Raw genomic sequence first — 23,456 nt, 5'->3', positions numbered from 1 at the left:
GGAGTCGCTGACCGTCTTACACCAGCATGGGGGCTTGCCGAAATGGCAGGTGAGAACCCATTAACAGCTAACCTGTTAGTGTGGCGAAACGCACCAAGAAGCGCGTCCATTGAGGAGGCTCATGGCAGAGATGACAGTACGGGCGGCGACGCCCGCAGATATCGGCCTCGTGCATCGGCAGTTGGCTGCGGTGATCCACGAGTCACCCCATTATTCAGAGCGTTTCAAAGCCCATGAGGCGGCGCGGCTGGACAAAACCTTCCTCCGCAATTTGCTCGCGATTGACCCGTGGCACATCATGATCATGTGTAGCGACGGTGTGCCGGGTGGCGCGATGGTTTCAGGTCCTGAATGCGGCGCAGTCTTCCGCTATTGGTCCTGGGTATTCCCAGAGGCACGGCAAACCAAGCTGGGCATGTTTGGCATGCGGGCCTTCGACGAGCATTGGGACAATGGCCGGTTTCACAAGGCCTATACCTATGTGCGGCCTGACAATGCCGTGGCGCGCGCTTTGCTCAAACGCTACGGCTATCGGGAAACGGCGCTGCTGGAAAAGCACATATTCGGCGAGGACTATCTCGTCATCGAAAAGTTCTACACGCGCCAAGATGGGCCTTATGACAGTGGCTATATGGGGCGTTTGGGCCGTCTCAAGAAACAGATCAGGCAGTTGGTCGGCGGCTAGCGCGCGAAATATTGGCGAATGGAGACATCGACCTTGGCGACGCGCCAAGCGATGAGCCAGAGCACCAGCGACCATAGGCTAATGGCGAGGCACGCCGAAACGGCCGCGCCGACGAGGCCATAGGCGGGCACGAGGGCCAGATTGCCCAAGACGAGCGCCGATAGGCCGATGATGACGGCAGGAATGCTGGCCCAAGGGTGATCATAGATCGACAGCACCATGGCCGCCGGCCCCAAGAGCGAGCGCACCAGCAAGGCCAGCGACAGCAAGACCAAGGGCCACAGGCCAGCGCCAAAACCTTCACCAAAGATTGAAAGCGCCAAGGGGCCAAAAATGATGACCCCGACCAGCATCACCAGCGCCGCAAGGCTGGCAGCAAGATTGGCCTCCCCCACTTTACGCAAGAAGCCAGCCCGATCGGCATTGGCCTCGCGCTCGAAGATTTCGGGGAGAATGACGGCATAGACCGCAGCGACGCCGAAAGACACCAGAACGAAAATCCGGCTGACGACGCCAAAGATCGCCAGATCCTTTTTGCTCAGCTGGGTCGAGAGCAGCAGAAGGTCGATGTCGAAGAAGAAATCGGTGGCTAGACCAATGATCACCCAAGGTAGGGCAAAGCGCCACCAACGGCGGGTTTCGGGCTGTGAGGGCTCAAGCGCAATGGGAAGCTTGCGCAGGATCGCAAGAACATAGGCGAACTGCAGTGCGGCAATCGCCAGAAAACCGAACGCAATGGCCCACAGCAAGGTGGTGAAGCCTTCGGTCGGTTGCTCGATGAAGGTGAGACAAACGAGGAAAGTGGCAACCACCATCATCGGGCGGAAAAGACTATCGGCGAAATAGCCCGCATAGGGGCGCTTGAGGCCCACGAGCACAGCACCACTGATGTAGTTGACCGCAGTGGCACAGGCCAGAATGACGATGGGCAGATGCAGCGCGCCCTGCCCCAAAAGCGCCAGCACCAGAACAACGCCGAAGCAGATCGCGACATGGGCATAAGCGCGCTTGATAAAGGCGACGAGTTTTCCGGTTTCGCGCTTGGCCGCATATTCGGCAACGAAGTAAGTGCCGATGGTCTGAAAGCCTAAGGGCATAAAGCAGGCGATCAGATTTACCGCTGCAATAGCGAGCATATAGTCCGCAAGGATCGCTGCGCCCCATGCGCGGGCAATCAGCGCCTGGACGATAAAGGTGAGCCCTGCCCCCGCAAGGCGACTGGCAAAAATAATGCTCGACTGCGACGCGAGCCGTCCGACAAAACTCATGAAAACTGTCGATCCAAGGGCGGTAATGGTTGATCGGACTGGGCAATATTGCGGTTGGCGCGACTGAGGGTGCGGCGCAGGCGATGAAGCATCTCCCGGGCGCTCAAGGCCCCAACTCCCAAAGCATAGGCCAGAGGGTTGGAGGCATAATTGACCACAGGAGGAACCGGGGTAATGACGCCACGCGACCCCACCATGCCTTTTTTGAATTGATGGAGGCCGAGGAAGCCATCGGTCCCGCCGAGATCATACCAATCGGCATCTGTGTTCTGGCTGAGCCATTGGATGATGTGGAAGTGGAGGAAATAGCCCGCGCGCAAAGGCAGCGCCGCAGCATTCGTCGCGCCATAGAGATAAACGGCGCGCTTGCCAGCTTTAAAAATGACCGCGCCCGCTACGAGCGTGTCACCCTCGTAGACATAGAACAGCGCCGGGCGCAGCGCAGGATCGAGCGCAAAGAGCTTATCCAGCGTGTCAAAAGCAGAAAAATCGGGGAACAACTTACGCTCTGACATAGCGGCATAGAGCGACTTGAACGCGCCAAGCTGTTCGGGCGGAGCGGGTTCAAAGCGCAGATTGTTTTTCTCAGACTTGTTCAGTTGGCGCCGCCAGGTTTGATCAAAGCTAGCGCGCAGCTCACCCTCTGAGAGTTGCAATTTGACGAGATAGCGATCGGGATAGGTGAGCGCATAGCCGCGCTTGAACCCTGCCCCGCGCAGTGCAGCATAATCAGCATTGTGCGGATCGGTGCTGGCATGGGGAAGGATCGACACCAACATCCCGCGCTTATCGGCATATTCGGCCTTCAGCGCTGCCACCATAGCGCTATAAATTGCATCAGCTTCTGGATGCTGGGTGTCAGCGATCATCGGCGCCCACTTGGCAATGGCGATAGAGGATAGCCCACCGGGCAAGCGCTGAATCATGATCAGCACACCACCAACCGGCACATTGCCGACGTAAAACAGATTGGGCTCCAGAATGACGGAGGGCCAGCGCATTTGCGCAAAGGCAAAGATCTGCTCCTGACAGACCGTGTCGAACCCCGAAATGATCGCATCCCAATCATCGGCACCGACCAGCCGACGTGTCAGCTCGATAGTATCCGCCCGAAGCGCGCCGCTCGGACGCAACATCTCGACGCGATCAACAGAACTAACTGCAGCGGACATAAAAACATCTTCCGGACGGCATTCAACATCCGGAAGATAAAACGCTCACATGTTTAAATTCCTACTGCGCCAGTGAAAGCCCAGAGAGCTTTTCACTATCGTTTCGCAACTCTTAATGTGCAGCCGCCACATGCGGCGTGTAGAGGAACGGAATTTCCGGGATAGCAACAAAGCTACCAACGCCCTCGAGCAACATCCGAACGGCGACAAAGAGAATGATGAGTAGACCAACCCAAGCGATCCAGCGGAACTTGTGCAGGAGGCGCGCAATAAAAGACGCCGCGACGCCCATGAGCACTACAGACAGCGCCAGACCAAAGACCATTGCTTCGATGTGATGTTGCGCTGCGCCGGCTACCGCCAAAACATTGTCCAGCGACATGGACACGTCGGCGATAACGATCTGGGTCACCGCCTGCCGAAGGGTTTTCTTTGGCGCCTTGCCGGCAACACGTCCGTCAGCATTGATATCAGCGTTGTCGAGGGCTTCATGCGCCTCCACTTCATCCTGATGAGAAACACTAAGTTCGCGGTACATTTTCCAGCAAACCCAGAACAGCAGCGCGCCCCCAGCAACGAGCAAGCCTCCGCCCAGAGAGAGAAGCTCGGTGGTGATCAACGCGAAGATAATGCGCAGTCCCGTAGCGGCCAGAATACCGATGAGAATTGCTTTACGACGCAGGTCGGAGGCTAGCCCGGCCGCGGCCAAACCAATGACCACCGCGTTATCACCAGCGAGGACGAGATCGATAAAAATTACTTGCAGGAGCGATGACAGAAAACTCGAGTCTATGCCAAACATCGAAAAATTGTCCCAGAGTATTGGCAGCGCTATACGCCTGCTCGGCTAAACTGGGAATGCTCTTTGTCAGGCACAGATCACACACAAGCCATGACACTTGCGCATAGGGCGAGCCGAGAGCCTCGATTAAGAGGCTATCGTGCGGCCAGAACAGAATTTTAAGATTAGAAAATCCACGAAGACCTGAAGGCCTTGGTGGGTGCACAAGGGCTCGAACCTTGGACCCGCTGATTAAGAGTCAGCTGCTCTACCATCTGAGCTATGCACCCGTAAGGGTTTGGGTGATTTCTCACCCCTTCGTATTCTGACCACCGAGGTTAGAAAACCTTGGTGGGTGCACAAGGGCTCGAACCTTGGACCCGCTGATTAAGAGTCAGCTGCTCTACCATCTGAGCTATGCACCCGTAAGGGTTTGGATGATTTCTCATCCCTTCGTATTCGGACCACCGAGGTTAGAAAACCTTGGTGGGTGCACAAGGGCTCGAACCTTGGACCCGCTGATTAAGAGTCAGCTGCTCTACCATCTGAGCTATGCACCCGAAAGGGTTTGGCCGGAGCCAAGAAACAAAACCTCAATGAAGAGATTTAGACTTTGGTGGGTGCACAAGGGCTCGAACCTTGGACCCGCTGATTAAGAGTCAGCTGCTCTACCATCTGAGCTATGCACCCGAAGGCGGTGTGAACCGCCGTCACCAAAGTGGGTGCTATGTAACAAGCGAGTTTCCGACTGTCCAGCGTGAAAAATGCTGGATGTGTATAACTTTGCTGAGAGTTAGGCAGGCTGCGCTTTTCGGCACCGCAGATAGGAATAGTCTGACATTTCAACGACATTGGCGCCGAAGGTGGACAGCTGCGCCTGCTGATCTTCCAACAGCGTCACCGTGCGCGCGATGATGTATCGAATCTCTTCAGTCCGGTCGTCATCCCCCTCGAGAATGGACACGGCGCGCAACAGGTAGTCACGTGCGAGCAGATGCGATGATTGCATAGGAGGCTCCGCAATGAGTTTTGGAGAAGACACTGGTTGAAACAGGCGCGAATTTGCCTGACCCAAGTTGCAGCGCTGTTGCACTGTCCGACGTAGATTAAGTCAAATGCGACAGATTCCAGTAAAGTGCTGTGGGTATGTAAAATTTGTCGATACGGATGAGTTTAATCACGGGGGCGAGAGGTGGGGTTTTGGGGTGCGTTTTGACCTGTGATATTTCAGGGGTTTAGGGTGTGGTTGGAGGTGTGGTGGGCCCCTCACCCGACGCGACGCACCGACCAAGCCATTCGAGCGTAGCTCTCACGGCCTTCTCCGCTAAGATCGGTCCACCGGAGCGATCTCTTCACGCTGCGAAGCCCCCGAAGGGAGAGGTGAAGAGAACAGCGACGAAAAACCTGGGGTCGGGGTGGCTTGCCTGAGGGTAGACTGGGGGACGATTCGTACGAAGGAATAGCCCTGTGCCCGTCCCGCCATTCACCGCAGTGGTCGATACTCTGCCCGAAACTGTACCCTTTGTCGGGCCCGAAGCGATTGAGCGGCGGACCGGAATTAAGACGCGCGCGCGTATCGGCGCCAATGAATCCGTCTTTGGCCCGAGCCCAAAAGCGCTGCAAGCCATTCGCGACAATGCCGACAGTGTTTGGTCTTATGGCGACCCAGAGAATTTTGAGCTGCAGCAGGCGCTCGCCGCCAAGTTCGGGGTCTCGCCAGACGAAATCACCATTGGTGAGGGCATTGACGGGCTGATGAGCTGGGTCGTTCGCCTGTTTATCGCACCGGGCGATAAGGTGGTTATGGCGGCGGGTGGCTACCCGACGTTTATCTATCATGTGTCGGGCTATGGCGGGGATTTGCACTACGTCCCCTATATGCGCGACCATGAAGACCCAATCGCTTTGGCCTCAAAGGCCCGCGAAGTGGGCGCGAAAATGGTCTATCTCGCCAATCCGGACAATCCGATGGGGACGTGGTGGCCTGCCGAAACCATTCAGGCGTTTATTGATGCTGTGCCCGAAGACTGCATCATCGTGCTCGATGAAGCCTATGGCGAATGCGCGCCCGAAGGCACAATGCCCGCCATCGACACGTCGCGCCCCAATGTCTTGCGCATGCGAACCTTCTCGAAAGCCTATGGCCTAGCTGGGATGCGGTGTGGCTATGCCATTGGCAATGCGCGCCTAACCCGCGCCTTCAACCGCATCCGCAACCATTTTGGTATTACCCGCCTGACCCAAGCGGCGGCCCTCGCTGCGCTGCAGGACGAAGCACACTTGCAGTGGGCGCTAAACTCGATTGATGCGTCGCGTGAGCGTCTTTACGCCATCGCCAGAGAACACGGGCTAAACCCCATTCCATCGGCGACCAATTTCGTGACCATTGATTGCAAGCGCGATGGCGCGTTTGCCAAGGCCGTGCTCGACGCGCTGGCCGAACAGGGCGTGTTTATCCGCAAGCCCGGATCGCCGGGGCATGATCGGTGTATCCGTGTCAGCTGTGGGTCTGAGCGCGAGATGGATATTTTCGCTGCAGCGCTGCCCATTGCGCTCAAGCAGGCTCAGGGCGACGCGTAAAGACTGATTTCTGCGCGCAACGGCAAATGATTGGACCCTAGAGGATCACCCGCCTCTAGGGTTTTTATACGCGCATTGCCACGCGAAAAGACGTTGTCGATTGGCACGCCGAGCAGCCCGAGATTGACAGGCCAAGTGGCCGAGGGCCAGCCGCCGATTGCAAGGCCTTGATTGGCGGCCAGAGTGGCCAGCGGATCGGACCAAGGGGCGGCATTAAAATCGCCCGCCATGACGACTGGGCCTTCGATGGTCTTGAGGAACTCGCCGACGGCCTGAAGCTCAACCCAAGAGGCCCCATCAAAATAGGGTTTGGAGAGGTGCACGCCGACAATGGTCACGGTCTCGCCATTGAGCGTCAGTTCGGCAGAGACGAGACGATCGCGGGAGAATGGGGGCAAGCGCTGCACACGAGCATTTGCCATCGGCAAAGCTGAGTGAAGCGATATATCGCACGCCCTGCCCTCTTCGCAGCCTACGCTATAGGGCAAGGCGCGCTTGAGCCGATCAAACTGATGGCTGATACCGGGGCTCTCCAAGATCAGGGCAACATCGGGCGGGTTGGCCAGAATGCCATCCACAAGCTTGGAAGGCGTGGGATTGTCAAACAAGACATTGAACGAGACCAGCGAGAATTCTGCCTTGGGCGCTTCATAAATCGGCGGACGACGCCCGAGGTAGTCGCGGACATAGGTGACGCTGTGAACGGCACCGGCGATCATGATGAAGAGCAGGAGCGTGCCGCGCAGACGCGCGCCAGCGATCATCGCGCCGATGGCAAAAATCGCGCCGAGCCCGAGGATGTGAAAGCGCAGGGTCTGGAGCAAGAGCTCGCCCGGCAGGCCCGGCAAATACCAGATCAACCCGAGCAGACCGAGCACAACCAAACCTAGCGCCAGCATGGCGCCGCGGAATTCTGCACGTTTGAGCATCAACACTCCATCATCACCCGAGTGACCGGCTAGACCAGTTTCGACAGCTCAGTGCAAGTGCGCAAAACAAAAGGCCCCGGCTTATCGCCGAGGCCCATAATGACACTTGCGTGTTTAAAAGCGATTAGCCTGCCAGCGCGCCTTGTGCGGCAGCACCACGCTCGATGACAACACGGTTGAGTGCGTTGAGATAAGCGCGGGCCGAAGCCACCAGAGTATCAGGCTCGGCAGCATTGCCCGAGGCGATACGGCCGTTCATTTCGAGGCGAACGTGTGCCGATGCCTGCGCGTCGGTGCCGCCGGTTACCCCGTCAACCGCATAGAGAACCAGATGCGGGTTGGCGTCTGCGGCCAGCTTGATGGCGTTGAAGATCGCGTCAACCGAGCCCGTGCCTTCATAGGTCACTGACTTTTCTTCGCCCTCAATGGTGACCGTCAAATTGCACTTGTGAATGCCACCGGTCTTGGAGATGACTTCGAGGTCAACCAACTTGATGCGATCGCCAGCCGAACCGACTTCGTCATCAACCAGCGCTACAAGGTCAGCGTCGTAAACGTGCTTCTTGCGGTCAGCCAGATCCTTGAAGCGCTGGAAGGCTTCTTGGAAGGCATTGTCGCCCAGCTCGTAACCCAGTTCCTTGAGCTTGTCCTTGAACGCAGCGCGGCCCGAGTGCTTGCCCATGACCAAGGTGGTTTCCTTAATGCCGACGCTCGCCGGGGTCATGATTTCATAGGTTTCAGCGTTCTTGAGCATGCCATCCTGGTGGATGCCGCTCTCATGCGCGAAGGCATTCTTGCCGACGATGGCCTTATTGTACTGAACCGGGAAATTCGCAGCCGCTGCCACAATACGGCTGGCCCGCGAGAGGTGTGTGGTTTCGATCTCGGAATAGAAAGGCATCGCGTCGCCGCGAGTGCGCAGCGCCATGACGACTTCTTCCAAGGCCGCATTACCAGCACGTTCGCCCAAGCCGTTGATCGTGCATTCAATCTGACGCGCGCCACCGGCAACACCGGCGAGCGAGTTGGCAACAGCCATGCCCAGATCGTTATGGCAGTGAACCGAGAAGATCGCCTTGTCCGAGTTCGGCACGCCTTCAATGACGGTCTTGAACATGCGGAAATGTTCTTCCGGCACAGCGTAACCAACCGTGTCCGGCAGGTTGATGGTGGTCGCACCAGCACGGATGGCGGTGTCGACGCAGCGCATCAGGAATTCGATTGGCGTGCGGGTCGCGTCCATGGCGGACCACTCGACGTCGTCGATGAGGTTGCGAGCCTGCGCCACGGTGCGCGCAATGATCTCGATCACCTCGTCTTCGGTCTTCTTCATCTGGTGGGCCAGATGGATCGGCGAGGTCGAAACGAAGGTGTGAATGCGGCCTGCATTGGCGTGGCGCACAGCTTCAGCTGCGCGATCAATGTCGGCAGTGATGGCGCGAGCGAGACCGGCAACGCGCGCGTTTTTGACGTGCTTGGCAACAGCGACAACGGCTTCAAAGTCGCCGTTGGAGGCAATCGGGAAACCGGCTTCGATAATGTCGACGCCCATTTCGTCGAGAGTTTCGGCAACCTGCAGCTTTTCTTCCAGCGTCATCGTCGCGCCAGGCGACTGCTCGCCATCACGCAAAGTGGTGTCGAAGATGAAGACGCGTTCTTTGTTGGAATTGGTTGCAGCGGTCATACTAGTCTCTTTTCTTATCGGCCCGGGCGCAAAGGCTCACTGGACCGGACAAAATCTCTGTTCGGTTTAAGATGCGCACTCCCCTGACCACCCGCTCGCAAAATCGAGCTGTCGGTTACCAGGGGCTGATAAGAAGGAGGAGAAGTAGTGGAAGCAGCGACAGCGCAGCAACAATCGCGAGCTTGGTCTGGTTGACCTGCTGCTGAGCGACTGCAATGGCTTTGGCGCGGTTGCGCTGCATACGAGTACCCAAGAGTACGGCTTCTGATAATTCCAACAATGCGCGAACTGAAAGCACGTTGCAAGACCAATGTGACAAAATGCGTTCGATTAGCAGCAGAGAGGCTTGAAAAATAACGAGCCGGATCAGGAAGATTTTATGAACTGGGTTATTCTTGCCATTTGCTGACCCGGCGCATTTCAAAGCCGGTTTTTGTATTTGCAAAGCCGCAATTGGCATAGAAACCGAGGACTTCGGGCTTTTCTGAGCTGGTGAGCAGCATGATCTTGTAGCAGTCGGCGAGCCAGGCGTGGTCGATGACGGTGCTGAGGAGGTGTCGACCTAACCCCTGATTGCGGAAATCGGCGTGGGTGACGACGTTTTCAAGCAAAGCGAACGGACGACCGCCGCGGGTGAGATTCGGCACGATCGCGACGGTTACGGTTGCGACAATCTGGGTGTCGACCAAGGCGATGAACACGCCACTGCCCGGCATGACGGCAAGACGCGCCAGATTTGCTTTGAGCGTATCTGCGCGCAGCACGGGGTCATCGGGATGCAGCTGGCGATAGAGGATGGCGAGACCCGCAAGATCGTCGGCCGTTGCCAAGCGTATGGTGCTTGCGGATATCGCCATGTTCATCTCCCTGTGCGTTGCAATAGAGAGGCGAATTCAGCCCCTCCCCTAAAGCTCCAGTGTGCCGGAGGCGATGATCACCGCGTCGCCACCGATGGCCGCGTGGGTCAGTGCCCCAGCCTCTTTCTTGATGTGGATGGTCATTCGACACGGCCGGCCCATTTCATGGCCCTGACGAAGACCATAATCAGCATGCTCATTGTCTCCGAGCTGTGTGGCCAACATGCCGATGAGAGCGGCAGCGGCGGAGCCCGTGCCGGGGTCCTCGAGGCGAGCGTTGAACATGCGCGCGGCGATGTCGACGCCGGGTTCGTTGGGCGTGAGGGTGAAAATATAGGCCGAGTTCCGCGCGAAGGGGAAAGCCTTCTCCCAGATCAGCGCATTGGGTTCGATGCGTTTGAGCACTTCCGTGCTGCGCACCGGAATGAGGTGGAAGGGATTACCCGCCGAGTAGCCTGCAGGCTTATAGAACTCGCAACCGATATCTTCCGGCTCAAGACCTAGCGCCTGTGCGATAGTGAGCGTATCGCGGAGATCGCCGACAAACTCGGGAAACTTCGGCAGGGTAAAGCGCGCGGAGCCTGTGCGGTGGTCGATCTTTTCGACGAGAGCTGAAACGAGCCCTATCTGCTCCTCAATCCGAACCACCCCGCCTCGACCGTTGAGGCCGAGAACGACAGCGGCACCAACGGTCGGATGACCGGCAAAAGGCAACTCCTGCGTGGGCGTAAAAATGCGGATCGAGGCCGCATTCCGCTCAGACACAGGTTTGAGGAAAAACACCGTTTCGGAGAGATTGAACTCCTTGGCAATGGCCTGCATCTCGTCGTCCAACAACCCCGTGGCATCGGTAAGGACAGCGAGAGGATTGCCGCGCAAAGGCGAGCGGGTAAAGACGTCGAGAAGCAGGTAATCGCGTTTCACGCTGCAGTCTCCGGCAGAGCATAGTCACCGCGCGCCTTGCCCAGATAGTCACAGAGCGCATCAACGGCAACGCCATGATCCTTACGGCCTGGCAGGCCCGAAATCGTGATGGTACCGATAATGCCTGCGCCCGGTACGCGAACCGGGAAACCTCCGCCCGCAATCACATAATCAGCCGGATCGGCACCTGACTGCGGCGAGAATGGCACTTCGCCACGCTCAAGCACGAGGCGGTAGGATGCGCGCTGGAAACGGCGCACGGAATTGATCTTGCGACGGACCCATTCAGCATTGTCTGCGCCCGTCCCTTCAATCGCGGTGAAGAACAATTGGCGGTCCCAAGTGCGAATATCGCAGACGAGGACAAGGCCTTCCGCCAGCGCGCGGGCCCGGATCGCCGTGCCGATGTCATAAGCGACGTTCTCGTTGAAAGCCGGCAGCACCAGCTCAAGTTCTTGGCGTTTCACTAGGGCAATTTCGTCGTCTTTGGTCATATTCAAACCTCGTTCGCCCTCGCCCATGCCTGGATGAGGGGTTCGCGGCCCGGTGGGCCTTTTGGAAAATTGACAAGTGTTGGATCAATGGGCGCCCAAGACGCAGCGCTATCCGTCCAGATATTGCCGACTGGCTTGGCCCAACTGATATCATCGAGCGTCCCGGCGCGCACAATGCGGAAACCGGGGCTTTGAGGATCGTTCCAGAGCCAGCTGTAACAGGTGGAGCAAAAGTTCATGGCAATAACATTGCCGCTGTCGGCGGTGCGCCGATATGTGACAACCTCGCCGGTGACAGAAAAACTCGCATCCGGAACAACGACCGGCATGCCCCATGACGAGCCGGACGCGCGCTGGCAGTCTTTGCAGTGGCAATTATAGACGGTCAGGGGCGGCGCGCTCAGCGTGTAGCGGACTTGCCCGCAGCTGCATCCACCCGAAACCGGAAATCTTGGTAGTGCCATCTCGCCCCTCCAGACGATCAGCCAGCGACTCCCCGCGCTGACTTGCACCACCAGTTGTAGCGGCTTTTTGATCTCCTGCGAGGGGATTTTAGGGACGAATAAAGCCGCCGGTTTCGAAGGCCCAGAGCAGCGCTGCCACATAAGGCAGAGGCTCGCCAAACGCTTCAAGCTCGGCCTTGCTGCGCACGGCAACAACATCGGCCAGCTCGCGCTCTTCTTGCATGTCCAGATTGGCGCGGATGGTCGCGAGCATGTCTTCGGCTGTGTGCGGAAAGTAGAGGGCGCGAGCGACGGAAACGCGCGGGCCATCAAACACGGCAACCATTTCTCCCTCAACACCATCGGCATAGGAGAGGCCAGTCTCTTCCATCAACTCGATTTCAGTGCTGCGCCGCAAATCAATCGACCCGTTGGGCAGAACGTCACGCGGCTCAAGCGAGCCTGCTGGCGGATAGATACGACCGGCATTGGCGGTGTTGGCACCCATGACGCCCAGAATAACGGCATTATCGGTGGTGATAATCAGCGCAGAGCCAAAGAGATTGCGTAGCCCAATCTCCGGGAAGCCCTGCTCGCGCCAGGTCATAAAAGCGGAAAAGGCATCTTCATAGGCGGTCGCGTGCAAGACGCCATTACCGTCTATTTGCGGAACCGACACGCAAATCATGCGCCCGTCCCACAAATGTGGGTTTTCCTGAAGCTGCCGGGCCCAAGTCTCGCCAACGGCCTCTCGAATGGCCTGCGGGAGCGGCCAGTTCTCAGGGCTGAACCGAATATCGACGGCAGAGATCGGGAATACAGAGGTCATGGGCACCAAGTGAAGATACAAAAAGGGCGGGAGTTTTATCTCCCGCCCTCGAACTCTATTAGTTCTTTGCCTTGTCGACCAGTGCGCCGGCCTTGATCCATGGCATCATGTCGCGCAGCTGGTGACCAACTGCTTCGATTGGATGCTCGTCAGCCAGACGACGGGTTGCCTTGAAGCGTGCGCCGCCACCAGACTTGATTTCCTGCATCCACTCGGAGGTGAACTTGCCCGACTGAATGTCGTGAAGAACGCGCTTCATTTCGGCCTTGGTTTCCGAAGTGATGATGCGCGGACCGGTGACGTATTCGCCCCATTCTGCAGTGTTCGAGATCGAGTAGTTCATGTTCGCGATGCCGCCCTGGTAGATCAGGTCGACGATCAGCTTTACTTCGTGCAAGCACTCGAAGTAAGCCATTTCTGGTGCGTAGCCAGCTTCTACGAGGGTTTCGAAGCCCGCGCGGATCAGCTCAACGAGACCACCGCAGAGAACTGCCTGTTCGCCGAAGAGGTCGGTTTCGCATTCTTCGCGGAAGTTCGTTTCGATAACGCCCGAACGGCCGCCACCAACACCCGAAGCATAGGCCAGAGCGATGTCATGTGCATTGCCCGAAGCGTCCTGGTGAACAGCGATAAGGCATGGCACGCCGCCACCCTTAACGTATTCGCCGCGAACGGTGTGGCCTGGGCCCTTTGGCGCGATCATGATCACGTCAACGGTCGACTTTGGTTCGATCAGGTTGAAGTGAACGTTCAGGCCGTGTGCGAAAGCAAGAGCTGCACCGTCACGGATGTTTGGCTCGATGTCCTTCTTGTAGATATCGGCCTGGAGTTCATCTGGGGTCAGCAGCATGATGACGTCTGCCCATGCGGACGCGTCGGCAACCGACATAACCTTGAGGCCTTCGCCTTCTGCCTTAATAGCAGATGGTGAACCTGGACGCAGACCGACGACAACGTCGGTGATGCCGGAGTCGCGCAGGTTCAGAACGTGGGCGTGGCCCTGCGAACCGTAACCAATGATGGCGACCTTCTTGGCCTTGATGATGTTCAGATCGGCGTCGCGATCGTAATATACGCGCATTGGGAGTCTCCCTCGGAAAGCGGTTTGTTTATGTATTGGCCTTTGCCCCGTAAAGGGCCAAGAATTGATCTGTCGCAGCTTTAACGTCGGCTTCGACGTTTTCTTCGACATTTGAGCTTGTTAGGGCCTTGTCGCCCAGCAGCAGACGGATCTGCACATCTCGAACCACAAGACCAAAGAAAGTGCGGTATGCCTCTTCGCTAGAGGTGAACCGCAGAAGGCGCGCGTCACGCGCAGCTTCCAGAATGGGTTTAAGGCGGCGGCGAATGGCCAAAGGACCGTTCTCGAGCACGATATTGCCCAGAGAATCCTTCTCCTGCGCCGCATGGGTAATGGCTGTCCGGTTGAGCGTGACAGACACTTCGCCGATAATGGTCATCAGCAGATCGCGCGCAAAAGCCTCAAGGCTGGTGCGCAGCGCTTTAAGCGACAAATGGCTACGGTCGACAAATGGCATACGCACCTTAGCGGCCTGCCATTGCACTGTCGCAGTGAGCAGACCATCGCGGTCGCCAAACCACTTGTAGAGGGTTTCCTTCGAGCACGAGGCGCGACGCGCCACGGCTGTCATTGTCAGCCCGTCACCGTTCTCGACCAGAAGATCGAGCGCGGCCGTCAGCACTGCTTGCTGGCGGGGCGTAAACGTCTCTTCGTTGACCTTGATGGCGAGTGCCACGACCATACCTTCCACGCGTTGACCGAACGCATCGGCGTTAATCCGTTCGATGGCGTACCGTACGGTACGGTTCGAAGCAAGTGGATTCTTAAGCTTTCTATCAAAAGAGCTACAACACCATGGCAGCGGCGCTCCGAATACCGTGGGCTAGTATAAGGCCCCACGGTCTTCGGCCGCATCCTGCGCGACCGCCCGTACACGAGGCCTCAGGACATTGATGAACGTATTTGTGCGCTCGGCAAGCCAGAGAAATGCTTGGTGCCGATCAACCGGGGAAGTTAAATCGGTGAATACCTTACTGTCCGAGACCGTACGGCGGCCATCTCGCTCAATGACCTCTGCTGTGCCACCAAGCTCCCTCAAAATAGCTGCTTCATCCTCGACGACAGCAAACATTGCCGCTTCACCCACAGTGTCCCTCGTCGCAGAGAGAAAGACACCAACGCGATTCTTCAGTTTTTCTCGGTAGACCGTCAACCAACCGCCCTTTGCTGGCAGGGTGAACGCCAAATAGCCGGCCCGAGAGGCTTTAGGAATAGCTTGCTCTTTGTCATCGAGCTCCAAATACGGCAGAAATTCGGACCAGAACAAGAAACGATCATGCGCGGTCGCGTCCCACTCTTTTTCAACGACGCTCGCTTCGTGCTCCTCCTCGTCGGCAACATCAACGAGTGTCATCCCATCTGGCAGCGCAACGACTTGTCGCTCAACGAGTTTGGTTCGCACCAGGACCCGTGGGGCGACCAGTTTTTCACCTGACGGCAATTCATAGATCGGCAATTCGACTAGGCCTAACGAGAAGTGCAGGCCAGAGTAGCGCTCTAGATACTCAGCGATAGCCTCGACGCCTTCACGGATGCCATCACCAACAATCAATAATAGGAAGCGTCCACGCCTAAGGTTTCGGCTAAGAGAATCGTTAAAAGCAATTTCATCTACATTTGGAGCGTGCACCCGGACTCGGTCGAGCAAAGTGATGCCATCTGCGCCGATCCTCCTGCTTACCTCACGCTCGACGTCTGAGCTGGTCCAGTGGGTAAGCTCTTTGGCATAGTCCAATATTTGACCAACGACTTTACGCCGCCCTTCTGGATTGCGCCAAAGTTTGCACTCGACGAGCACTGGCAATCCTGATGCCGTGACAAGAAAGTTATCGATCGGCCCAGCGCGTGTGCTCAGTTCCCTGCATATCGCGATCGGGTCTGAATACGCCGGATCAATTTCCCTAATCGGCAAGCACCCAGGGAATCGATGGATCAGATCCTGTATCTTGGCTTCATCGAAGCCGCTCTCGCCTTTGGAGATGTCCAGCGAAGGCAAAGATATCGCCGTATCGGCGGTCACTAGAATTGGCGCAACCTGCTGTCGTGTCATTTTATTCCCCCTCGGACTGCATCGTTGCCGTTAAAGAGAGCTTAAGCTAGGCCACTCCTGAACCTGCTCCGGAAAGCGCAGGACAAACTTTGCGCCGCCGCTATCGCTATCCGAAACGACGACTGAACCGCCGTGATAGTGCATGATCGAGTAGACCAGATTGAGTCCCAGCCCCGTTCCACGACCGGCGCGGTGGAGGCGTTCAAAGGGCTCAAAGATACGCTCGCGCGCTTCCGCGGGAATCCCCTCCCCTTCGTCCGTGACCGAAATGGTGCGATCTGTCCCGACGCGGACAAGGATTGTTCCAGCCCCGCCACTATGAGCGATGGCATTCTGGACGAGATTGGCAAGGGCGTGATGCAGTGAGCGATTGTCGCCGGTGACCGTGACCGGGGCATCGCCCATATCGAGACCCAAATCATAGCCGGATTTGAGCGCAAGCGGCGCCATCTCTTCGACCACCAACTCAGCGATCTCACGCAAGTCGAGCGGCGCCAAGACGCCTTTGACGATGCCGAGGCGCTGCACCTCGAGCAATTGCTCGGCAAGAGTGGCGAGGCGGGCCACGTCCAAGAGGAGGTTCTGCCGCTCCGGGAAAACGTCGCTGTTTTCCAGCCGCATTTGCAGAATGGCGATTGGCGTTCGCACTTCATGCGCAGCGGCGGCGAGGAATTTTTGGCGGCCAGCGTAGCTCATATCGAGACGCGCCAGGGTCGCGTTGACGGCCTTCACCAGCGGCAGCAGTTCGCTTGGAACGCCGGTTTCACGCAGACGATCACCCCGGTTTTCGTAATTGATCTGGCTGGCGTCCTCTGCCAGCAGCTTCACCCCGCGCAGCTCGCGCCGAACAATGAGCGGAATGGCAATGACGGTGACAAGCGTAAGTACGAGCCAAATACTGAAGGCGAGAAGAATGGTGGCGTTGCGCAAAAGGCCCACAACGCTGACCGTCGGGCCATTGCCAATGAGCACGTGAACTGGCCCAACGCTGGAGTTTTCGGTGCGGACAAAGAAACGCCCACTGGCGTCCTTGGTGCGCAGATCCAAAATGGTGACCTGAGACAGGTTAGCAATAAGCGGCTCCGCGCTTGCCGGTACGGCACCGAGTGTCAGAGTCGCTCCGCTATCACTGACCGCATAAACATACATGTCGGGATTGTTGACGAAGAGGTCGCGAACCTCCGGGCTTGGCCGTATGACGATTTCGCCATCTTGGACTTGAGCGAAACTCGCCGCGAGCGTGCTCGAAACACTGGGGTCAATGGCCCGCGCTGAGCCTGCCTGGCTCACAATCGGGTAAATGACGAGCGGAAACACGCCCAGACCAAAGAACAGCGCGAGCGAAAACAGCTGCACGACAATCATCTTGCCCGTGAGCTTGCGGCCAAGGCTGGGCGATTTGCGGTCAATCATGATTGAGCCTGCAGAATGTACCCGACCCCGCGCACAGTGTGGAGCGTGGCTGTCGCGCCAGCATCGGCCAAGCGCTTGCGCAAGCGCGAGACATGGGGCTCGAGTGCATTGGCCTGCACCTCGTCGTCAAAGCCATAAACCTCTTCTTCAATGAGGCTGCGGCGGACGGTGCGCCCTGAACGTCGGATAAGGCTTTCCAAAAGCAGCAATTCGCGGCGCGGCACCTCTAACGGCTGGCCATTGACGCGCACCTGCCCGAGGGTGACATCGACCTCGACATTACCCAAGGCAAAGGCTTCGGTGACGACATGGCGGGGGCGACGCAGCAAAGCGCGGACCCGGGCGATCAACTCATCGACCATAAAGGGCTTGGCAAGGTAGTCGTCGGCACCAAGATTGAGCCCCTCAACCTTGTCGGAGGCCGTACCATGCGCTGACAGGACCAGAACGGGCATGGACGGGTAGAGCTTGCGGACAACGGGGATGAGGCTGGTGCCTTCGCCATCGCCCAAAGACCGATCGAGCACGACGAGATCATACCGCGTGCTTTGAATGGTTTCGGAGGCGGTCGCCAGAGAGGGCGCCCAATCGGTCACGAAACCAGACTTTGTGAGCGCGGCACGGACCAATTTGGCCATTTCCGGTTCGTCTTCAACGAAAAGAATCTTCATGCCCAACCTCACGCAAAAAGCCGACTTCCGGAAATCCAGAAGCCGACTTTTGTTATTCTACAGCAATTGCTGCCGAATTTTGATTAGTCGTCGGTGTTCGGGATCGACTTAGCTTCGCAGAACGATGCTTCCTTGAAAGTGCAACCGTGGGTGGTGGCCTGCGCGAAAGTCGGCGCGGTGACGCCAGCAACCAGAGCAACGGCGAGGAGAGCGGATGCGATCTTCTTCATTTTCAATTCCTTGTTCGCGTCTCGAGGAGGGATCGAGTGCGGTGAAATTGCATCGGCAACCTTGCGTCAAACTTGCCTCATCAGCGAGTAAACGCACAATTCTCGCTGAACACAGAAAGTTGATCAAAATCAGCCCGATACGAAGGCACTCGCGCACTGAAACGCGATGAGTAAAACGAAGTAGAAGCCCACACTTTCGCGAGCAAACATACCATACAAGTCATGCAAAACATTGACATGATCAAAGCCCGAATGGTTGATGCAGCAATGACCGCACGGCGCACTGTTTTAAAACTCGAAGATATCCATCTGCACTTCGGCGATGTCGTTGCGCTTCATGGCGTGGATCTCGCTGTTATGGATGGCGAGATCATTTGTCTTTTGGGGCATTCGGGCTGCGGCAAGTCTACTCTGCTGCGCGCTATTGCCGGTGTCGAAACGCCTCATGCGGGGACAATTGCAATCGACGAGACGCTTGTTTTTGCCCCGCACAGGTTTGTGGAGCCGGAGCATCGGCGGATTGGCTACATGTTGCAGGACTATGCTCTATTCCCGCACCTGACAGCGCGTCAGAACATTGCCTTTGGCCTGAAAAAACTCACGAAGCAGGACGCCAGCACACGCGTGGACGAGCTATCCTCTAGGCTTGGCATTGACCATTTGCTTGAGCGCTATCCGCATATGCTATCGGGCGGCGAGCAGCAGCGCATCGCCCTTGCAAGAGCATTGGCCCCCCGACCGCATGTTCTGTTGATGGACGAGCCCTTCTCCAACCTCGACCGTGGACTGCGCGACACCTTGCGCGGGGAAGTTGTGGCGCTGCTGCGCGAGCTCAACACCACCGCAATCATCGTCACCCACGACCCAGAAGAAGCGTTGGCGGTTGGCGATCGAATTGTTCTGATGCGCGAGGGCAAGGTCGTCGAGGCCGGACGCGGCAGCGAATTGTTCAACGCGCCCAAGAGTGCCTATACAGCCGAATTCTTTAGCCGGATGAACCGCATTCCGGCCACCCGCAACGGGCAATGGCTCGACACAGCACTCGGACGCTTTCCCGCACCCGATAAGCCAGACGCGATCAGCGAGATATTCATCCGGCCTCGCGCGCTCAGTTTTGGAGCCGACGGAATCAACGCCACTATTCTTAGCCATGCCGTTTTGGGCGAAATCGAAGAATGGCGCATTGCGGTTCCAGAATTACACGAGCCTATTTTGATGCGCACCAGTCAGCGCTATAAATTGCGCCCCGGACACACCGCCAAGCTAAATGTCTCTGAAGACGAAATATTGATCTTTTCTCCGTGATCGATATTTTCTTTACAGTATTCTTGAGAAACATCTGTGGTTTAGAACTGTTCTAATTCCAATCTATATTTCTTGACTCAATAATTCCACTTAGATTATTGCCCGGCCATGGGCGCAGAATTCTCCGTCGACGGCGCGCTTGTTTGAGTCAGCCACAAGGGAAACACCATGGCATCGCTTCACAAGATCATCTTTGCGACCAGCGCACTCGCGCTTGGCGTCGCAGTTCCTGCAATTGCCGAAGAACTCAACATTTACACCACCCGCGAGCCAGGCCTTGTGCAGCCCTTGCTCGATGCCTTCACCGCCGAAACCGGCGTGACCGTCAACACCGTCTTCCTGCAGGACGGGATCATCGAACGCGCGAAAGCTGAAGGCGAAAGCTCGCCCGCCGACATTCTGATGACCGTCGACTTTGGCAACCTCGTCGACCTCGTTGATGCGGGCCTCACTCAGCCGATCCAGTCAGACGTGCTTTCGGCAGCGATCCCAGAAACGCTGCGCGACAAGGACGGCAATTGGTTTGCCCTGTCGTCTCGCGCCCGCGTTGTTTACGCGGCCAAGGACCTTGATCTCGACGCCATCACTTACGAGCAGTTGGCCGATGAAGAGTGGAAGGGTCGCCTGTGCATCCGTTCGGGCCAGCACCCTTATAATACAGCGACCTTTGCGGCCTATCTCGCCAAGCATGGCGAAGAGGCAACCAAGACTTGGCTCGAGGGCATCAAGGCCAATCAGGCCCGTGCAGCAGCAGGCGGCGACCGTGACGGCGCACGCGATATTGCAGCCGGAATTTGCGACATTGCGCTGGCCAATTCCTACTACGTTGGGCTGATGGCTTCGGGCGCTGGTGGCGACGAGCAAAAGGCCTGGGCCGATGCGATCAAGGTCATTCTTCCGACCTTTGAGAACGGCGGTACTTTGGTGAACATCTCGGGCGCTGCTGTTGCCAAGCACGCACCGAACAAGGATCAGGCCGTTAAGCTGCTGGAATATCTAGTGTCGCCAGCAGCGCAGAAGATCTACGCCGAAGCCAATTTCGAATACCCAGTCAACGCTTCGGCTGAAGTCCATCCGATCATCGCCGCATTCGGCACGCTGACCCCAGATAGTCTGGCGCTGAGCGACATCCTTCCGTTCCGCAAGCGCGCCAGCGAACTTGTGGATGAAGTGAACTTCGACACCTTCTCAAACTAACACAGTTCGGTGCGGCGGCTCGTTCCAGCCGCACCGTTTCCCATCATGACCATGGCGGCCAACGCGCCTCTAGCGCGCACCAGAAACCCAATCTCTGCATGGACCGCCGTGGCTGCTGCCACCGCGGTTTTGGTGTTTGTGCCAATCCTCGTCATTGTCTTCACCGCGAGCGCGGACACGGGCGATCTGTGGGGCCATGTGCTGGTCAACGTGCTGCCCCAATCGGCCTGGAACACCGGCGTTCTGCTGCTCGGCACCGGCATTATCGCGACGATGGTGGGCACGGGCGCGGCTTGGATCGTTTCGGCCTACGAGTTTAAAGGGCGCGGCGTGCTGGAATGGGCGCTGCTCCTGCCGCTCGCCGTTCCGACCTATATTATGGCCTATGCCTATCTCGACATTTTAAACCCGCTTGGGCCGGTACAAGGCACGATCCGATGGGTCTTGGGTTATTCCTCGCCCCGGCAGTTCCGACTGCCCGATATTCGCTCGATGTGGGGCGCCATCGTCGTTTTTGGCTTCGTGCTCTACCCCTATGTCTATCTCACGACGCGGGCGATGTTTCTGACCCAAGCCGCAAACCTTGTGGAAGTGTCGCGCACCTTGGGGGTCAGCCGGAACATGGTGTTTTGGCGTGTGGCCCTGCCCCTCGCCCGCCCCGCCATCGCAGTGGGGGTAGCGCTGACGCTCATGGAAGTACTCAACGATGTGGGGGCGAGCCAGTTTCTTGGCGTCCGCACGCTGACGGCTTCGGTCTATACGACTTGGATTGTGCGCACCGATTTGGCCGGCGCGGCACAAATCGCCACCGCCATGCTCACCCTCGTGCTGTTGCTGCTGGTTCTTGAGCGCTGGGCGAGACGCAACCAACGCTATGCGAGCAATGCGCAACGGGCTCGCCCCATGCCAGCACAGAAACTACGCGGCTGGCAGGCGGCGTTGGCGCTTTGCCTTGGCCTCACCCCAATCCTCATCGGCTTTGCGGGACCAGCGATTTATCTGATCTCGTCAGCAATCAAGCGGTTGGATTTTGCCGGGTTCTCGCCAAGCCTATTGCGCGCGACGGTGAACACAGTGACGATTTCATCGCTGGCGACTGTGCTCATTCTATCCCTCGGCTTTGCCGTGGCCTATGCGGCGCGGGTCCGCACCGGGCCGGTGACGCAGGGCTTTTCGCGCATCGCGACGCTGGGCTATGCCGTGCCGGGGACCGTTCTCGCCATTGGCATACTGGTTCCTGTCGCCGCTTTTGACAGAACGCTCGACGGCTTTTTGCGCGCCAACTTCGGCCTGTCCTCTGGCCTCCTTCTCCTCGGCTCAGGCGCGGCACTCCTCTATGCCTATAGCGCGCGGTTCCTCGCGATTTCGACAGGCGGGATCGAGGCTGGACTGTCGCGCATTCCGCTCTCTTATGATCATGCTGCGCGCACCTTGGGCCACAGTGCATCTGGCACGCTGCTCAGAGTACACCTGCCCCTGTCACGCACAGCGCTGATCGCGGCTGCACTTTTGGTGTTCGTTGATTGCATGAAAGAATTGCCAGCCACGCTGCTGCTGCGGCCGCTCAATTTTGAAACGCTCGCAACACTACTCTATGGCGAGGCCGCGCGCGGCACTTATGAAGATGCTTCGTTAGCGGCAATTTTATTAGTAGCGATAGGGATATTGCCGGTCATATTGCTGGCGCGCACGGGACGGCCGCGAAAACCCTGAGCCTTCTGACACTATCGGTCCAATAGAGTTTTATTCTCTCATCTCACGTTCGATTGAGCGGAATTTTATTCTCCTGAACACGCTTTTAGACCCCTGTGCTTTGAAAATTATGCCCCGAAAAGGCCATGATTGGGTCAACGCGGCAGATACGCCGAGCTCATCAGGACGAGAGAATGACAAAATTTTCCCGACTACTGACCACCGCAGCAGTCAGTGTTGCATTGGTTGCCACTCCCGCCCTCGCAGACGACGCCAGCCCGCTGGTCACTGCTGAGTGGGTTCAAGAAAACATCAGCAATCCCAACGTGCGCATCTTTGAAGTCAGCGTTGATACTGGCGTTTATGAGCGCGGCCATATTCCGGGTGCGTTGAACCTGTCGTGGCACACAGATCTCGTCGACACCGTTCGTCGCGACATCGTTTCGAGCGAAGGCTTGGAAGCGATCCTCCAGCAGGCCGGCGTGACCGAAGACACCACTGTTGTTCTCTATGGCGACAACAACAACTGGTTCGCAGCCTGGGGCGCTTGGGTGTTTGATATCCACGGCATCCACGACGTAAAGCTGCTCGACGGCGGCCGTAAGTACTGGGAAGCACAGGGCCTGCCGCTCGACACCGCAACTCCAGAATACGCAGCGTCGACCATCGACTTGCCAGAAGAAGCGGCTCCGATCCGCGCGCGCCTCGTTGACGTTCTCGAAGTTGTTGAAGGTGGCGCCGACGTGTCGCTGGTCGACATTCGCGGTCCTAAGGAATTCTCCGGTGAGATCTTCGCTCCAGAAGGCGTGCAGGAACTTTCCGTCCGCGCCGGTCACATCCCTGGTGCAGTGAACTTCCCATGGGGCGGCGCTGTACAGGAAGACGGTCGCTTCAAATCGACCGAAGACCTCAAGGCAGCTTTCGCGGCTATCGGCATCGACGGCTCCAAGCCGATCATCACCTACTGCCGCATTGGCGAACGTTCGAGCCACACCTGGTTCGTTCTCTCGCGTATCCTTGGCTACGAAGTGAAGAACTACGACGGGTCCTGGACTGAATATGGCAACTCGGTTGGCGTTCCGATCGACAACCCATCGGGCACCGTATGGGGCCGCATCTAAACCAGAGCTGAACTAGCTTTGACGATCTGACATGGCGGACGCTTCGGCGC

The 23,456-nt window shown here is 57.6% G+C and carries 24 protein-coding genes and 4 tRNA genes; 6 read left to right on the top strand and 22 right to left on the bottom strand.

The features are described from left to right. Nucleotides 1-121: 121 nt before the first annotated feature. On the top strand, nucleotides 122-685 hold the full coding sequence (locus HKD40_RS08020; RefSeq protein WP_169195209.1) for a hypothetical protein: 564 nt from the start codon (nucleotides 122-124) through the stop codon (nucleotides 683-685). Here HKD40_RS08020 and HKD40_RS08015 read toward each other — a convergent pair. From HKD40_RS08015 to HKD40_RS07980, 8 genes are all read right to left on the bottom strand, one after another. After that, on the bottom strand, nucleotides 682-1,953 hold the full coding sequence (locus HKD40_RS08015) for an oligosaccharide flippase family protein (RefSeq protein ID WP_169195208.1): 1,272 nt from the start codon (nucleotides 1,951-1,953) through the stop codon (nucleotides 682-684). The genes HKD40_RS08020 and HKD40_RS08015 overlap by 4 nt on opposite strands. After that, nucleotides 1,950-3,125 (bottom strand): peptidoglycan bridge formation glycyltransferase FemA/FemB family protein, encoded by a 1,176-nt coding sequence (locus HKD40_RS08010; RefSeq protein WP_169195207.1) that lies wholly within the window; start codon nucleotides 3,123-3,125, stop codon nucleotides 1,950-1,952. Before HKD40_RS08010 ends, HKD40_RS08015 begins: the two co-directional genes overlap by 4 nt. 112 nt (nucleotides 3,126-3,237) lie before the next feature. Further along, nucleotides 3,238-3,927, bottom strand: coding sequence for a YjbE family putative metal transport protein (locus tag HKD40_RS08005; protein ID WP_169195206.1), 690 nt, complete (start codon nucleotides 3,925-3,927; stop codon nucleotides 3,238-3,240). Nucleotides 3,928-4,120: 193 nt separating this feature from the next. Further along, nucleotides 4,121-4,196 (bottom strand) — tRNA-Lys (locus tag HKD40_RS08000). A 59-nt stretch (nucleotides 4,197-4,255) separates the two neighbouring features. Then, nucleotides 4,256-4,331, bottom strand: a tRNA-Lys gene (locus HKD40_RS07995). A 59-nt stretch (nucleotides 4,332-4,390) separates the two neighbouring features. Then, a tRNA-Lys gene (locus tag HKD40_RS07990) sits at nucleotides 4,391-4,466 on the bottom strand. Nucleotides 4,467-4,520: 54 nt separating this feature from the next. Next, a tRNA-Lys gene (locus HKD40_RS07985) sits at nucleotides 4,521-4,596 on the bottom strand. 103 nt (nucleotides 4,597-4,699) lie between these two features. Then, a complete protein-coding gene (locus tag HKD40_RS07980) occupies nucleotides 4,700-4,915 on the bottom strand; it encodes a hypothetical protein (protein WP_169195205.1) in 216 nt (71 codons plus the stop codon). A gap of 458 nt (nucleotides 4,916-5,373) precedes the next feature. On the opposite strand from HKD40_RS07980, the gene HKD40_RS07975 reads away from it, so the two are divergent. Next, nucleotides 5,374-6,486: a pyridoxal phosphate-dependent aminotransferase gene (locus tag HKD40_RS07975; RefSeq protein WP_169195204.1), complete on the top strand. Its 1,113-nt coding sequence runs from the start codon at nucleotides 5,374-5,376 to the stop codon at nucleotides 6,484-6,486. On the opposite strand, the gene HKD40_RS07970 is transcribed toward HKD40_RS07975, so the two are convergent. From HKD40_RS07970 to HKD40_RS07905, 14 genes are all read right to left on the bottom strand, one after another. After that, nucleotides 6,471-7,415 carry an endonuclease/exonuclease/phosphatase family protein gene (locus HKD40_RS07970; RefSeq protein WP_169195203.1) on the bottom strand — a complete coding sequence of 315 codons (945 nt, stop codon included), beginning with the start codon at nucleotides 7,413-7,415 and terminating at the stop codon, nucleotides 6,471-6,473. The two genes, HKD40_RS07975 and HKD40_RS07970, sit on opposite strands and share 16 nt — an antisense overlap. A gap of 124 nt (nucleotides 7,416-7,539) precedes the next feature. Then, entirely contained in the window at nucleotides 7,540-9,099 is a 1,560-nt protein-coding gene (locus HKD40_RS07965) for a 2-isopropylmalate synthase (RefSeq protein WP_169195202.1), read from the bottom strand. A 115-nt stretch (nucleotides 9,100-9,214) separates the two neighbouring features. Then, nucleotides 9,215-9,352 carry a hypothetical protein gene (locus tag HKD40_RS07960; RefSeq protein WP_169195201.1) on the bottom strand — a complete coding sequence of 46 codons (138 nt, stop codon included), beginning with the start codon at nucleotides 9,350-9,352 and terminating at the stop codon, nucleotides 9,215-9,217. A 136-nt stretch (nucleotides 9,353-9,488) separates the two neighbouring features. Then, nucleotides 9,489-9,956: a GNAT family N-acetyltransferase gene (locus tag HKD40_RS07955; protein WP_210257055.1), complete on the bottom strand. Its 468-nt coding sequence runs from the start codon at nucleotides 9,954-9,956 to the stop codon at nucleotides 9,489-9,491. Nucleotides 9,957-10,004: 48 nt separating this feature from the next. Then, complete coding sequence (locus HKD40_RS07950; RefSeq protein ID WP_169195199.1) at nucleotides 10,005-10,880, bottom strand: PhzF family phenazine biosynthesis protein; 876 nt, start codon at nucleotides 10,878-10,880, stop codon at nucleotides 10,005-10,007. Then, nucleotides 10,877-11,374 (bottom strand): heme-degrading domain-containing protein, encoded by a 498-nt coding sequence (locus HKD40_RS07945; protein WP_169195198.1) that lies wholly within the window; start codon nucleotides 11,372-11,374, stop codon nucleotides 10,877-10,879. Before HKD40_RS07945 ends, HKD40_RS07950 begins: the two co-directional genes overlap by 4 nt. Before the next feature lie 2 nt (nucleotides 11,375-11,376). Continuing rightward, the gene (locus HKD40_RS07940; RefSeq protein WP_169195197.1) at nucleotides 11,377-11,838 is read right to left on the bottom strand and encodes a GFA family protein; all 462 of its coding nucleotides are present in this window, start codon (nucleotides 11,836-11,838) and stop codon (nucleotides 11,377-11,379) included. Nucleotides 11,839-11,926: 88 nt separating this feature from the next. Continuing rightward, nucleotides 11,927-12,646, bottom strand: a complete 720-nt coding sequence (locus tag HKD40_RS07935) for a hypothetical protein (RefSeq protein WP_169195196.1) — start codon at nucleotides 12,644-12,646, stop codon at nucleotides 11,927-11,929. A gap of 58 nt (nucleotides 12,647-12,704) precedes the next feature. Further along, on the bottom strand, nucleotides 12,705-13,727 hold the full coding sequence (gene ilvC / locus HKD40_RS07930; protein WP_169195195.1) for a ketol-acid reductoisomerase: 1,023 nt from the start codon (nucleotides 13,725-13,727) through the stop codon (nucleotides 12,705-12,707). A gap of 28 nt (nucleotides 13,728-13,755) precedes the next feature. Next, nucleotides 13,756-14,403, bottom strand: a complete 648-nt coding sequence (locus HKD40_RS07925) for a TetR/AcrR family transcriptional regulator C-terminal domain-containing protein (protein ID WP_248306511.1) — start codon at nucleotides 14,401-14,403, stop codon at nucleotides 13,756-13,758. Nucleotides 14,404-14,550: 147 nt separating this feature from the next. After that, a complete protein-coding gene (locus HKD40_RS07920) occupies nucleotides 14,551-15,777 on the bottom strand; it encodes a hypothetical protein (RefSeq protein ID WP_169195193.1) in 1,227 nt (408 codons plus the stop codon). 30 nt (nucleotides 15,778-15,807) lie between these two features. Beyond that, entirely contained in the window at nucleotides 15,808-17,190 is a 1,383-nt protein-coding gene (locus HKD40_RS07915; protein ID WP_169195192.1) for a HAMP domain-containing sensor histidine kinase, read from the bottom strand. Continuing rightward, nucleotides 17,187-17,861 (bottom strand): response regulator transcription factor, encoded by a 675-nt coding sequence (locus tag HKD40_RS07910; RefSeq protein ID WP_169195191.1) that lies wholly within the window; start codon nucleotides 17,859-17,861, stop codon nucleotides 17,187-17,189. The genes HKD40_RS07915 and HKD40_RS07910 overlap by 4 nt, the downstream gene beginning before the upstream one ends. Before the next feature lie 83 nt (nucleotides 17,862-17,944). After that, nucleotides 17,945-18,091 carry a hypothetical protein gene (locus tag HKD40_RS07905; protein ID WP_169195190.1) on the bottom strand — a complete coding sequence of 49 codons (147 nt, stop codon included), beginning with the start codon at nucleotides 18,089-18,091 and terminating at the stop codon, nucleotides 17,945-17,947. A gap of 237 nt (nucleotides 18,092-18,328) precedes the next feature. Between HKD40_RS07905 and HKD40_RS07900 the strand changes: the two genes are divergently transcribed. The 4 genes from HKD40_RS07900 to HKD40_RS07885 all read left to right on the top strand — a co-directional run bounded on the left by HKD40_RS07900 (nucleotide 18,329) and on the right by HKD40_RS07885 (nucleotide 23,406). Next, the gene (locus HKD40_RS07900) at nucleotides 18,329-19,396 is read left to right on the top strand and encodes an ABC transporter ATP-binding protein (protein WP_248305966.1); all 1,068 of its coding nucleotides are present in this window, start codon (nucleotides 18,329-18,331) and stop codon (nucleotides 19,394-19,396) included. 168 nt (nucleotides 19,397-19,564) lie between these two features. After that, entirely contained in the window at nucleotides 19,565-20,593 is a 1,029-nt protein-coding gene (locus tag HKD40_RS07895) for an extracellular solute-binding protein (protein WP_169195189.1), read from the top strand. A gap of 51 nt (nucleotides 20,594-20,644) precedes the next feature. After that, nucleotides 20,645-22,306 (top strand): iron ABC transporter permease, encoded by a 1,662-nt coding sequence (locus HKD40_RS07890; protein WP_248305972.1) that lies wholly within the window; start codon nucleotides 20,645-20,647, stop codon nucleotides 22,304-22,306. Between the two features lie 173 nt (nucleotides 22,307-22,479). Beyond that, nucleotides 22,480-23,406, top strand: a complete 927-nt coding sequence (locus HKD40_RS07885; protein WP_169195188.1) for a sulfurtransferase — start codon at nucleotides 22,480-22,482, stop codon at nucleotides 23,404-23,406. The last annotated feature ends 50 nt before the right edge of the window (nucleotides 23,407-23,456 follow it).

Source organism: Devosia sp. MC1541 (assembly GCF_012847305.1).
GTDB lineage: Bacteria > Pseudomonadota > Alphaproteobacteria > Rhizobiales > Devosiaceae > Devosia.
This window is presented reverse-complemented; position numbering and strand designations above follow the sequence as displayed.